10 protein-coding genes are annotated in these 13,817 nt (G+C 45.7%); 8 read left to right on the forward strand and 2 right to left on the reverse strand.

The features are described 5' to 3' along the window. Positions 1–54 precede the first annotated feature (54 nt). A complete protein-coding gene (locus B5D50_RS14385) occupies positions 55–5,910 on the reverse strand; it encodes an alpha-2-macroglobulin family protein (RefSeq protein ID WP_234975890.1) in 5,856 nt (1,951 codons plus the stop codon). 152 nt (positions 5,911–6,062) lie between these two features. Then, entirely contained in the window at positions 6,063–7,712 is a 1,650-nt protein-coding gene (locus tag B5D50_RS14390) for a vanadium-dependent haloperoxidase (protein ID WP_078923348.1), read from the reverse strand. A gap of 598 nt (positions 7,713–8,310) precedes the next feature. Here B5D50_RS14390 and B5D50_RS14395 point away from each other — a divergent pair. The 8 genes from B5D50_RS14395 (at position 8,311) to B5D50_RS14430 (ending at position 13,812) form a co-directional block, all read left to right on the forward strand. Further along, complete coding sequence (locus B5D50_RS14395; RefSeq protein WP_078923349.1) at positions 8,311–9,615, forward strand: tyrosine-type recombinase/integrase; 1,305 nt, start codon at positions 8,311–8,313, stop codon at positions 9,613–9,615. Positions 9,616–9,699: 84 nt separating this feature from the next. Further along, positions 9,700–10,035 (forward strand): Fic/DOC family N-terminal domain-containing protein, encoded by a 336-nt coding sequence (locus tag B5D50_RS14400; RefSeq protein ID WP_078923350.1) that lies wholly within the window; start codon positions 9,700–9,702, stop codon positions 10,033–10,035. 199 nt (positions 10,036–10,234) lie between these two features. Continuing rightward, positions 10,235–11,128, forward strand: coding sequence for a hypothetical protein (locus tag B5D50_RS14405; RefSeq protein WP_078923351.1), 894 nt, complete (start codon positions 10,235–10,237; stop codon positions 11,126–11,128). A gap of 95 nt (positions 11,129–11,223) precedes the next feature. Beyond that, the gene (locus tag B5D50_RS14410) at positions 11,224–11,466 is read left to right on the forward strand and encodes a helix-turn-helix transcriptional regulator (RefSeq protein ID WP_078923352.1); all 243 of its coding nucleotides are present in this window, start codon (positions 11,224–11,226) and stop codon (positions 11,464–11,466) included. Further along, on the forward strand, positions 11,466–12,110 hold the full coding sequence (locus tag B5D50_RS14415; protein ID WP_078923353.1) for a primase-helicase zinc-binding domain-containing protein: 645 nt from the start codon (positions 11,466–11,468) through the stop codon (positions 12,108–12,110). Before B5D50_RS14410 ends, B5D50_RS14415 begins: the two co-directional genes overlap by 1 nt. Continuing rightward, positions 12,103–13,098 carry an AAA family ATPase gene (locus B5D50_RS14420; RefSeq protein ID WP_200807101.1) on the forward strand — a complete coding sequence of 332 codons (996 nt, stop codon included), beginning with the start codon at positions 12,103–12,105 and terminating at the stop codon, positions 13,096–13,098. The genes B5D50_RS14415 and B5D50_RS14420 overlap by 8 nt, the downstream gene beginning before the upstream one ends. A gap of 179 nt (positions 13,099–13,277) precedes the next feature. Then, the gene (locus tag B5D50_RS14425; protein WP_078923354.1) at positions 13,278–13,508 is read left to right on the forward strand and encodes a hypothetical protein; all 231 of its coding nucleotides are present in this window, start codon (positions 13,278–13,280) and stop codon (positions 13,506–13,508) included. A gap of 34 nt (positions 13,509–13,542) precedes the next feature. Next, positions 13,543–13,812, forward strand: coding sequence for an IS1-like element transposase (locus B5D50_RS14430; RefSeq protein ID WP_078923360.1), 270 nt, complete (start codon positions 13,543–13,545; stop codon positions 13,810–13,812). The last annotated feature ends 5 nt before the right edge of the window (positions 13,813–13,817 follow it).

Raw genomic sequence — 13,817 nt, forward strand, 5'->3', positions numbered from 1 at the left:
ATAGGCTAGCTAGCAACAATGGATCACTATTAACTCATGAACCTCGTTAATTTGTTAATTCGTTGCATCCTCATCCTCTTCAAGCGCATCAGGATTGCTCTCCGTTTCAGCTTCTTCAGCAGCCATTTCAGCAGCGCTAGCAGTTGCAGTTGATACCGGTACCGGCGCTGCTTTGACGATACTGAGCGATACGCCCGCTGTCCGGGCGCGAATAGCGGGTTGATACATCGCCTCTACGCTAAGAGCAGGGAAATAATATTTACCTAGGTAAGCAGCATTCATACGAATTTTCACATTTTGGCTCGCACCCGCCGCCAGGTCGAAATAGCTCAGTACCCGATCATCACGCAGATCTTGATAACTTAAGCCAGTCACCGCAGCTGCTGGCTGAGCTGGAGCGAGCTCTGTACTGCCTTCAGTATTCGCAGCCGTTTCAACCCGTTTGGAATCAGCTACAACAATTTCTACGCCAGAAGGGACTAAAGCCGATAAAGCTAAATGCTGTAGATTCTGTGTTGTTCCATTACTAACAGTAAGACTCAGCTCATAATCCTGACCTTGTTGCAGTTTTAGATTAGGATCCGCGATACTTGCATCCCAAAGCTTATTCCCTGCTCGATCCAATAACTCAGCTTGAATATGCAAACCTTGCGACTCAGCCTGTTCATTTCCGATCTGAGCCACCCCGCGCTGATTTAAAGCGGCATACAACTGATTAGTGCCTTTATTGTTTACCGTCAATAAGAAGGCCTGATCATTGGCGGTTAATAACTGAGTGAGGAGCGGTTGGGCGCTAGTCAGTGTGACAGCTGCTGCTTGATCCAGTACATAGTCCGCTGTTACTGTTTGCTGCATAGCACTTAGATAATGTGACACTGATAATAAAGCCCAACTCAAATCATGGGTATTAAAGCGCTTGGTCGCATCGCCTAATTCAGCCGATATTTGCTGGACAACTAAATCAGCATCTTGCGGTCTTTGTAAGGTTAATAAAGTTTCTAATTGCAAACCTAACTGACCTAAACGCTGACTAAAAGTCGCTTCAGAAACCGGTACATTTAAGCTATTTGCCACTAAGCCCGCTGTCGTTTGCTGAGCAGCCTCCGCTTGGCCTGCTTGTTGATAAGCAGCCGCTAATAACCAACGTGCTTGCTCGTTGGCTTTACCCGATTCACGTAAGCGATTCATGGCACCTAATTGAGGCTTGCCCGCTGAAGCTAAAACGTATAAACGATAAGCTTGGGTTGCGCTCGTATCTTCAGCACTCGCTGAGCTCGTCCAATCTTGAGCTTGGCGAATCTGATAGCCTTGCCAAGCACTCATCACACTCAACGGTAGGCTATAGCCTTGTTTTTGGGCTTCAACTAAGAAATGACCCGCATATAAGCTGGCCCAATCATTCGCTTCAGCCGAACCCGGCCAGTACATTAAATTACCATTGCTGGCTTGGAAACTACTGAATTTAGCAATCGCACGCTTCACATAATGCTCAACCTTTTGCTGACGCTCCGGCTCAAGCTGAAGCAGCTTTGGTAAATACAACTGTGGGAATACCGCTGAAGTAGTTTGTTCCAAGCAACCATGCGGATAATTAATCAGATAATCTAAATGCTGCTCCAGATTCAAATTCGGAATCGGTGACAACTCAAGACTGCTCTGATTAGTACCTGCTAAACCAAATGGGGTAATGGTTTGTTTCCAGCCTGCATTCGGAGCCAGTGTGCTGCTCACGGTACGTATACTCGGCAGGTTCGGCGCTTGCACTTCAATAGCGACTTCATGGCTACTGGTTTGATCACCACTGGTTGCGATAAAGCGCAGTTTACCTTGCATCGGTTTAGCACCCGCTTTAATAAAGACGGTTGCGGTTTTTTCACCCGCTTGGGTGAAAGGCACCGTCACAACAGGTCCGACACTAGCAAAGGCGGCATCGGCCTCGACCTTCACTTCCACTGATTTTAAGTTAGCATCCGCCACAAATAAGGTCAGTGGTACCTCCATACTTTCGCCAATTTTCAAAGTACGAGGTAAAGAGGATTGCAGCATTAAAGGTTGACGCACGAAAACTGATTTTTCAGCCATACCATACGCATGATTCGCTTCAGCTGCGACTAACAGCACTCGCACTGCACCTAAATAGGAGGGGAGTTCAATGGTGTGCTCGCCAGTTTGCCCAGCATCCAAATGGAAAGCGCCGAGGAATTTCACCACGGGTGGGAAACGTTTAGGTTTATTGGCAGCATCGTCGATTTGAGCTTCGTCACCCCCACCAATAGCTAACATCCGCTCTAAATTACCGCTATACGCACCAATTACACTATCAAATAAATCCCAAGTTTTAATCCCGAGTGCTTCTTTACGATAAAAGGCTTTATGCAAATCAGGGGTTTGGAAGCGAGTTAAACCTAATAAGCCTTCATCGACTACTGCTAAGGTGTAATCCATCGGCCGTCCGGCTTGTTCTGATACTTTGAACAATTGAGTGCTTTCAGGCTTCCATTCATCAGCCGCTTGAATAATCGGTTGCAAGCGCGTGCTTGGGTCTTCAACTAACAGTGGCAGCACACCATATAACCGCAAGGGTCGATCATTTTGCCTGTTCTGATGAGCTTGCAATAAGCTAATGCTTACATAGGCATTCGGAGCCATCGCAGATGTGATCGGAATACTCACTTGACTACGCTGCCCATTAAATTCCAACCAACGTTGCTCTAAAATTTGGCTACTGGTTTCGATGGTTAATAACGCACGCCCTGCCTGTGCTTCGGGCAATTGAATTTGCGCCGTTTCGCCGACCTTATACTGGGTTTTGTCACTGCTAAAGCGCAACATAGCCGCAGCACCGCTACCTTCTTCTTGTGCACGTCCTGCCCAACCCGGCCAATCCACATATAAGGTTTTACCGGTACAATGCTTGCCTTGTAAATCACAAGCCCGTACTAAATAACGCCCCCAATCAGGGTATTTAATCTGGAATTTCCACTCACCCTTACCGTTAGTGGTGGAGACGACCGCTTGTTGCAGCTTGCTGCTATGGCTAGAGTCTGCATATTCTGCTAAGGAATCGGGGGATTTATCCCACCACCATTTCCAGTCAATTTTGTAAAGAGTGACTTCAACCTGTGCAAGAGACACTTCTTTACCTTCGGCGTTCAGACTACCAATACTCACGGTATGTTCAGTATCCGTCAGCAGCATATTACGTTCAGCATCGCCTTTGGGTAGTTTGATCCCCACATAATTTTCAAACGGATAATAATCGAGTTCTTGCTTGCTAAGGCTGAAACCGCCCCCTTCTTCAAAGACACGACTCGTAAACCAAGCACTTAATAGCCCAGGTGCCGGTTGCTCAGGTTGGAAGCTTTTATTAAAGCTTAAATAACCTTGATTATCTAAACGTCCTTCCAACAGTTGTTGATCTTCGCTATCGAGCTTGCGAGTAGGGTCATCAAAGGCATAATCACTAAAAGTACTAAAACTAGTGGTCTTTTCACGTAGGCGTACACTCACATCGGCTTTTAAATTAGCGGCTGTACCCCCGTGTAACCACTGTGCAAATAACTTAGCATCTGGCAAGGGTTGGTAACCAAATAAGGCCGGTACACCATAATTCAAATCAACCTTTAGACGATTCGGGCGTACCGTTTCTATTTTTAGGGATTTATTAAAGGTACTGCCCCCTAAGACGGCTTTGACCAACCAATCCCCCGTCGGATCGCTCTCTGCTGTTTTCAGATTGAAGGTATAAAACGGCCCAGTGGGTTGGCGATTAGTTAAGGTTTGCTTGAGTTTGCCACTTGGATCAAACAATTGCACTGTGACGGGATGATTAACAGGCAAGGTTTTACTGCGATCCTGTAGTGCAAAGGTGAGATGAATATCATCGCCCGGACGCCAAACGCCACGCTCACCGTATAAAACGCCTTTCAAACCTTTATTGATGGTATCCCCGCCAATATCAAACTGACTAACCTCAAGGGCAGCATTGGCATTAACCTTTAAATAAGCTTGATCTTTACCTTGTTGAGCCACGACTAGAAACGGTGTACTAGGAGTAGCTAACTCAGCAAACCCGTCGGTATTGGTTGTTCCAGTGGCTAGCGTTTGGCCTTGGAAATTTTTTAAGCTGACCGTGGTATTCGCCGCAGGCGCGGCTGTCCGTAAGTCAGTAGCAATAACATGGAGCTTGCCGACCGTATCTTGCTTAGCGATTAAACCTAAATTGCTTGCAATGAAATTATGGGTCGTTTTAGCGCTATCCGTGTAATTAAAGTAGCTGTCATTACAAGGATCATCACGTTTTTCCCAATCATATTCGATATTTTCACTTCCCACATAATACTCAGCAATACCATCCCAACCACTAGCGGCTGAGCCATCATAATCTTCACTGCTGGCCAGTGGTTTATCCTGAATTTGTGGCGCGGGTGTGCCTGCTGGGCAAGGGAAGGTAGAATGACGACGATCGACGGATAATTCTAAACGATACATCGTGCCGGGTTTAGTTTTAAATAAATCACTGGCATTGATGCTATACCGATTCCATTGATTAGGATTGGCCGCGTTTAAAGGAATCGTCTTGCGCCAAATATAGCGCCCCACTCGCTCAGCCTCGGAATCACCACTCAAATTATTCACTTGCAGGAATTGCTCGATCTTTTCTGGATAAATTTCCATCGCAGTGACTTGAACAGCATTCACGCCCCGTGCTTCGAGGGGGATCTCCATGATTTGGTTATCAGGCAGAATACTGCCTTTGCCTACAAAGCGGATAGCCGGTTTAGGTGGCTCTAAGGCAATACTTTGCTCATTACGCTCAGTCAGTTTGCCTAATTCCGCAGAGGCAGCTTTAATCCCTGGATTCAGAATGACTTTATGCTCACCCGGTTCAAGCTCAGTGGCCGGATACACTAACAGGCGATTACCGACAATTTGGGTTTTAACTTCGCCAGTACCCAGTTGAACTAAACCGGTTAGATCTTGTTGGGGATCGAGAGAATCCGAGAAACTAATGCTTACATAGGGCTTGCCACCATTCTCGTTTTTATCATCTCTTAAAGTCTCAAAGCGGGTCACTGTAAAGGTCTTAATGCTAGGGATAGGCAAGGCTTTTTGCCCGCTACTATTCGCACCGACCGCCTGAATGGCTTTACCGTCCCAGCTTAGGTTCAGATCCGTAGCAAAGGTTTCGCGGGGAATGGCTTTGACTGTAAAGCGATGCTCAGTACCATTGGCATCATGTTCCCAAGCAATCGTGAGAGGTTGTTGCTGTACCTTGGCTTGGAGGATTTTTTCAATTTGATCCGGCTCTAGATAGTCAGAGCTAAACACTTGGCCACGCAATTGCAATTGTGTACTTTGATCAGGAACAGGCTCGAGGCCACTGGTTTGCACTTCTAATTCTAACGGCTTGGTCTTAAAACTAAACTCAAGCTCAGGGGTATCAGCGGGAATATTCAGCAAACCCTGTGGTTTGAGCGTTAAGATATAAGTTTGCCCCGAGTTTAAGGGGGCATCTGGGACGAATACGATCCGATTTGTCCCCTCAAACTGCGCTTTGCCGGGAACTGCAGGGCTAAAGCTGAGATAGCGGTCTGCACTCGTACCTGCTTGATCTTCGCTGATGAGGGCTTGGCGAAAACCTAAAACAATCGGCTGATTACGGGCTTGAATAGCAGCGGGGCGTTGTATAAGAAGTTCCGTTGCGATCCGGGCTGGATCAAGCACAGGCTTGGCAGGTACGACATTATTGGTCGTATTAGCGGTATTAGTTTCAGGTTTAGGATTAGCAACGGAAGCAGTGTCCGCAGAGGTGGGAGTTTCATCGCAGCCATTTAAACCTAGAATACTCGCCATTAACAAGGCTAGTGGCAGTGACCTCATTGTTAAAGCTAAAGGCAATCTTTTCATTATTCATCCCCGCACAAAGTATAAAGTCGTTGTCCCTTAATTTTAGACAGGCATTCTACGCTTTGATTGCTTGGTTTAGCTCAATTAGCAAAAATAATTTTTACGAGGCAAGCCCCTGCCATGCAAAGCATTGAGAGGCTAAAAATCAGACATTAAAAGCTTACAGTTTGGCCACTAAAGCGAGTTAAAGTGAAGTTGACATTGGTTTCACTGAAGAAGAGTTTTGCTTCGCTTAATAAATTCAAGGCTATTTTTTCACCTAGTAAGAGACCTTGAATCGCATCTTGGCGATAGTGAACACCTGCATAGTCACGTCCTAAAGCAATATTACCGGCAAGCTTATTGATTTCCCCACCTACAGTTAAGGCATGGCTGTTATAAGGTAATAAACTTAAGCCATCGTCACTGACCATCACACTATTATTGAGTATAAAAGACTCATTAAAAAAGGCTTTTAGAACCGTAGCACACGCCCCTGCAATCGTCGCATGTCCCGAAGGATAAGACGGATGTGTGGGTGAGCCTTCAGGATAAACTTGGGGCAATAAATAAGAGCCATAACGTGAGAATACTTGCTGGCTACCTTTAGAGTTCAATAAGGAACTATGCAAAGGATAACTCGCTGCACCACGGAGATGATTGTGCACGCGCCCGGCTAGGACTTCTGGACGCAATGAACGATGCACCTGCCATTTTTGATGCCAAGCGGCTTTAAGTGCGGCATAAGCTACTCTGGCGATTAAATCTAAAATATGTGGGCCACCAAAAGTAATGAACCCTGCTTGGCTAGTGGAGTTTGAATAAGGATGGCTATCACGTTGGGCATTCATCCCCATTAAAATCAAAGCAGCATGCTGGAAAGCTTGGAAGGTGAAATCTTTATGCACCCATTCAGCCAAATCATGGGCATTGCGCATATAGCGTGGAGTAGTATCAAACTGGGTCGTGGTCGTCGCAGGTGCTCCGCGTTGAATGGCTAACCACTGATCATAGTGAGTCATGTGGACATCACCTGTAACCGGTAGCTTATAACGTTGCTGCAAAGTAAAAGGACCACAAGGTACATCTTGCCATAAGAATTGCGATACTAAAGGTCCGGTCGTATCACCGGGTAGACCTGCACGAAATAAATTCCCTGCATTCACAGTCGCGTAATTTTTAAAGCCTTTAAGGTCATTAATCGCTGCCGTGGTTTGTGCTTCAAGCCCATATTGCGAAAAAGGCACATCTAAAGCCAAGGCATGCCAATACAGTTCGGTCATTTCACCGGCTAAGGCTTCGCTGGCTAAAGAGAAGAAGGGTGGAACTGCAAATGAATGGGAGTCACCGCCTTCTAATTGAAAGGTTAAAGCAGCCTGTGGATTGGCTAATTTCACACTGCCACCCATCGGAATCGTCTCATAATCTGCCGAGCGACCTGAACTTAGGGCAGCTAATAAGCGGTCATACGCCACCAGATCCACTTCACCTAAATTATTATGTGGCAAACCTTTAGAGAAATTAGCAATTTTACCTTGGTACAGACGTTCATCTTGATTAGGTGTTTGCGTAGGAACTCTTAAACCGTATTGAATCGAAGCTGCAAATTGGCGTAGGTATAGGTTTCGGTTCTTGCGTGCAAGTACATTGGTCGAAGGGGTGGTACCATAGGAAAAATCGGCTGCTTGTACTTTACTTAAAGCTCCAGAGACCAAAGGTAAAGAGGCGACCGATGCGGCGACATAACCTAAATTCTTTAGAAAGCTCCGACGGCTATTAGTGGGTTCAGAAGGAAGCTGGGTGGTTTCGATGGTTTGAGTCATGATCGGTGCTCTCGTTAATTTTTATAAAAATCAATGAATTGTCATTTAAGCTTTGATTTGAAATTTATGCTGGGACACTCAAGATTTTTTGATTCATTCAATTTTTTGTTAATAAAATTATTGAATGTTAAGGCGAGTGCAAGCTAGATCAACACAGATGGATGGTACTTATTAATAGATAAATATAATTTATTATTATAAATAAGGCTCACTTCCTAACAGCACAAAGCGGAGACTGCATACGAGTCCATCGTATTTTGGTAGGTGAAGTGAATGGATGTGTGGTGATAAGTATCGAACACCCCAAAAGCAAAAAGCCCTGTAAATTATTCATTTACAAGGCTTTAAAGGTGGTGGGTCGTATGCGATTCGAACGCATGACCACCTGATTAAAAGTCAGGTGAACAGCAAAAAATATTAACTTAAGCTGTTTAAAGATGAACAATCAAATACTAAAAATATCAATGACTTATTAAAAAATAGTCAGTGCAACTTTATAAAAACAGTTTATTTCAAGTCATTTTAAACCATTCCTAGCCACTCAACCAGTGGACTCCGAATAATCTAGGACTCTCACCCTAACAAATACATCTGCATCATGCCGAAGCTCACCGACAATTTACTCAAATCACTAAAAGCCACGGGTACAGCTTATCGACGCATGGATGAAGGCAAAGCTGGGTTTGGAGTGAAAGTCTCACCGAAGGGGCGCATCAGTTTTATATTTCGCTACAAAACTGCTCAAGGGCGCGATGTACCGATGATTTTAGGTTACTACCCTGAAACCAGTTTGAAAGATGCGCGGCAACTGTGGGTAAAATGGCGAGCAGTTTATGATTCAGGGCGTGACCCGCAAATAGTATTTAATGAAGAGCTGGCCGCAGAAGAAGCTCAAAGAAAGCACTTAGACGCTCAGAGAAAGCGTGAAGCTATGAATGGGAGTATTCGCCAACTGATTGAAGTTTATGTTGCTGATTTGAAGGCCAATGACAAGCGCTCATGGTCAGAGGTAGAGCGGGCTTTAACAGTCAATGTCTACCCGGTTATTCATGAAAGCACCAAAGCTAAAGATATAACTGCTGAAGATATTAAAGGGGTTCTAGCACAAGTGATTGCACGCGATAAATTGATTGCTGCGAATCGCATTAGAGCTTACCTGAGTGCTGCCTTCACGTTTGGTATTCAATGGGATAATGATGCTAAGCACCACTTTGAAGCATTGCGTTTTGGCATCCAATCTAACCCCGTGCGGGATGTACCTAAACCCGAAAAAACTGAACAGGCACGCGACCGCCACTTATCCAGCAGTGAAGTTAGGCAGTTATGGCAAGCACTCGATCATACCAACATGCATCCTAAAGTCGTGCGAGCGATACGTTTATTATTTGCTTTGGGTGGACAGCGTATTGAGGAAGTTTTAGGGCTACATACCAAGGATGTGGATTTTCAGAACCATCTGGTTACTCTGCACGATACCAAAAATGGCTCTACGCATATTGTACCCTTCGGTGACATTGCCCAAGAGCTGCTACAAGTCAGCATTGAGCAAGCGGATGACAAAGGCGCTTTATTTGGCAAGGTGAGGGGAGCACAAGGAATCATGCCTTATGCTACTTTAACCCGCTCTATTAATCGCCTTTGTCCCAAAATTGGCTTAGAACCCTTTGTGCCTAAAGATATTCGGCGCACCGTAAAAACATTGATGGGCTTTGCAGGCATCCGCAAAGAAGATCGGGACAAATTCCAGAATCATGCCATGACGGATGTATCCAGCCGACACTATGACCGCTATGACTATCTGGCAGAGAAGCGTCAAGTGATGGCGGTATGGGATGTTTACCTAAATAGTATTCTGGCAGGGGAAGTGAAAACTAATGTAATACCGCTACGGATTGCCAACTAATCGCATCTTCTCAAAATTTGCCTTTTTTGAGCAGATGGACAAGGATATGTAAAAGAATCCCTGTTTTTTGAGAAGTTGGACATTATGCAAACAATCTCACTAAAAGAACTGCTGCCTTTGGCAGATCAATCGAACATTCTTAAAGCCTTGATTGTTGCACACCGTCATCTAGCAGAACTAAAAGGTATCGCCAAAATGATCCCCAATCAGGCTATCTTACTATCCACCCTCAGCTTACAAGAAGCACAAGATAGCTCAGCCATTGAAAATATAATTACCACTCAAGATGCTTTGTTCAAATATCGACTTCAAACAGATATTAAAGACGTTGTTGCAAAAGAGGTCTCAAACTATGCAGATGGTTTAGCTGTTGGTTATGAACAAGTAAAGCAGAGGGGTCTGCTGACAAGGTTATCTTAGATGAGGTCCTTGGCTCATCTCAGGGCAGTGCTTGTCCTAGCATGACCAGTTTTACCATTCTTAGTCACTATAAGGATTAGCCGCACATTCCCCGCCTAATGCTTTTCTCACACGCCTAGCCCGACGGGGCGAAAACCAGCAAACCTTCAACTGGCTGGCGTGTGTTTTCTTTTGGAGGTAGCACAGTGAAGGTGTGTTGATGGAGATAGATCGGCTGCAAGATGTGGGTAATACTATCCGGCTTTCAAGAGTTGCTGAGCAAATAGCCGAAATTGAAGGGGGTGCTGCCGATATTTTATGGGTCATGCGACTATGCATTGATAGAGGCGTTCGCGTCTGTATAAAAATTGCTGAACCTATCTATGTCTGGCGATGGGGAAACGATCCGGGTTTTTATGTTGATTTGCCCGTCATGGGAATGGGCGACTATATAGAACCCATGACAGGAATAGCCTTTTTATTCAGCAGCACACTAGAAACGTTAATTGTTGATAGGGTCGCAAAATGCAGTTCATTGTATCTACCGAATGATTCATGGGATGGTGGCGTGGAGCATTTGGATATTGCGAGTCATCGCCATTTTTTAAAGCAATCCTTTGCAGAAGAACTGAAAAATAAAAGCACTATCCCCGGTCTAAAGCGCTTAGAAAACGATATGCAAGCTATGATTGATAGAGCGTCAGATACTGATTATTTAGTGATTGATACTAATGATTTATACATGTCGAAAAAAGACATGGATAGACTGCTCCAACTGGGCGCGAAGGAACAAGAGCCAGCATCTAAAATAAGTCAGAGTGATGTTTTAAAAAATACAGTACAGGCTCTACCAAAAGATCAGCCCGTCGACGTTGAATCTGAAAATATTCCAATCGAGAAACAATCTGAGCAATTTCAGCAGGATGAAGAAGCGGGAGAGCCAGCAGCTAAAAAGCATAAATACGATGAGTGGCAGGCAGCGGTAAACGACGAATATTCAAAAAATAATCGCCAAAGTCATTCGGCAATCTGTGCACGGCTGGCTAAGAGCTTAGGTACATCCGCAGAAAATCTGAGAAGACGCACAACAAATCCTAAAAATTTAAAACTCTGATAAAAACTCAAGAATTGCGCAGTTGGGCAACTGCCCAAAAATGCCCAATTTGCTCAGTTATCCTTTGTCCATGTTGAATCACTTGAGAAGAAAACATGGACAATCAATCGACTATTTATCAAGTCACCCAAGAGACCCGCAAAACAGGCATTGCCAGCATCAAAGCCACGCTTGAATTTGCAGGCATTACGAGCCGCACAACTCTAATTGCATGGGAGCGTACAGGTACATTCCCTAAGCGCGTCAAACTCAGTGGTCAACGTGTTGGCTATCGCTGGTCAGATTTATACAAATGGGCAGACAGCTTGCAGGTTGTCGAAGGTGAGGAAGCCGCATAATGAACAAAAAAAAGGCCACCCCAATACTGAGTAGCCCACAAAAACATCATCGCCATTATAGCAAAACCTGCAAACCTTACCTAGATTTTGGCGCGGTGCGCATGGCTGCAAGGGGGCGTTGGGAGTATATCCATCGCGCCCTTAGTATCTCATTGCAAACCACATCCCATCGCAAACATACACCGTGTCCAGCGTGTGGGGGGCGTGATCGTTTCCGAGTCCTGCCAGAGTATCAAGAAACGGGTAGCTGGTTTTGCAGTGGTGGTGGACATCAACAGACAGGCGATGGTTTCGCTTTGCTGAATCATGCCTTCAATTGGGATGCCTACCAGCAATTTGCAGCCGTAGCAGACCTGCTAGGAGTTGCCTCACCGAATGCAGAAACGCGCCTAGCTTTGCGCCACCAAGCAGCACAATATGAAGTCATGATGCAGGCTAAGGCGCGTAAGAAGGATGAGCGGCGGCGCTTGGATACGGATTTAATCGACGCATTAAGAGGCTTTGATGATGCGTTTGAATTTCGCCAGCGAGCACAGCAAGCGGTTAAACCTCAGTTTGTGGAGGTGATGCCCGAAGAGCTTCAAGCCGCCAAAGTGCTAGCCCGTCGCTTAGTAGAAAGTTATGCGGGGGTGTCTCATGGCTGATGCACTGCATAAGTTTATTTATGACGATATACCGTCAGCAGCATTTGAAGGCATGGAAGGGCTTTCTGATTCGCCACCCCATCAACCGCTAGCAGATAACAGCCAATTGACAGAGGTAGTAGCAATAGCGATTGAGGACTTTTTACAAAAGACCTATCCACCCCGCTGTAATCTGCTAGCGCCTTGGTTGCAGAATCCCGCCTTAGCCATGATCTACGCATGGCGGGGGGTGGGTAAGACGCATGTCGCCTTACGGGTAGCCTATGCAGTGGCTTCAGGAGGTGAGTTCCTGACATGGAAAGCGCCAGCGCCTCAACCAGTTTTATATCTGGATGGTGAAATGCCAGCGATTGCCCTGCAAGAGCGTTTGATTCAGATTGTTAGAGCTAGCGAAAAAGAACCACCTACAGGCTATTTCCAGCTGATGGGAATTGATGACCAAGGTGAACATGGTATGCCCAATCTATCCACCGAAGAAGGACAGATGGCTATTAAGCCCTATACGGATCAAGCCAAGTTAATTGTGATTGATAACCTATCGACCTTAGTCCGTAGTGGAGAAGAAAACAAAGGGGATGATTGGCTGCCCGTCCAGCAATGGGCGCTCAAAATGAGAGCTGAAGGCCGCACGGTCTTATTCATTCATCATGCAGGCAAAGGGGGTGCACAGAGGGGCGCATCTAGACGAGAGGATGTGCTCGATACTGTGATTTGCCTAAAACGTCCTGCAGATTATGAAGCTGGTCAGGGGGCGCGTTTTGAAGTCCATTTTGAAAAAGCGCGGGGCATTTTTGGAAAGGATGTTGAGCCTATCGAAGTTCAACTAGGTAGCACTGGCTTAAAAGAACAATGGGTAGTGTCGAGTGTTGAGCAAACGAATTATCAAAAGGTCGTGGAGTTAGCGCATCTAGGCATGCAAGCAAGGGATATAGCTCACGAACTAGAGATCAATAAATCCACCGTATCAAGGCACTTAAGCAAGTGCTGAAGCCTTGGGGGATTTGAAAAAGAAGCCGACCTCTACTGGGCGAAGAAGTAGGGAGAGTAGCACGATGACACCAGAAGAGCAGGCGGCCTTGATAAAGAAAGCGAGGGAAAAAAGACCGTCAGGAGGCCAAAGCATTTCTACGCATGGCTGGGGAATCTTGGCAAAAGAAGGAGGCGTTCATGAGTCTGAGAGTGATTGCTGAGCAATGGTTGGAACGCAAAAAAGTAGAAAGTTGCACAGTTGCACGCCCTAGGGAATGCAACCCTGCAACTTTAAGTGAATCTGATGCAACTAGCTCTGCAACTAGTATGCAACCAATAGGCTTGAAAGCCTTATGTGAAGCCAAACTTAAAGCAACTTGTACTGAAACTTTAGTGGGTCATGTATCCAAGCGGTTGAATAGCATTTAAACTAACGCTCTTGATGTACGTAGAGTAGTGAATCATGGCAACGATAGAAGTGTTATGTCCGAAGTGTTCCAGTGCGGTGTATCGACATGGTAAGGCCGCCAGTGGAGAGGCGCGTTATCGCTGCCGAGGGTGTCATCACTGTTTTCAGTTGAACTACCGTTATGAAGCGAATCGCCCTGGTGTAGCGGAGCGGATCATTGACATGGCGATGAATGGCTCAGGGGTACGTGATACGGGTCGGGTGTTGAAGATCAGCCCGACGACCGTGGTGCGCCATTTAAAAAACTCAACCCAGCGCCGGTGAATCCT

The organism is Thiothrix eikelboomii, from assembly GCF_900167255.1.
Taxonomy (GTDB): Bacteria; Pseudomonadota; Gammaproteobacteria; order Thiotrichales; family Thiotrichaceae; genus Thiolinea; species Thiolinea eikelboomii.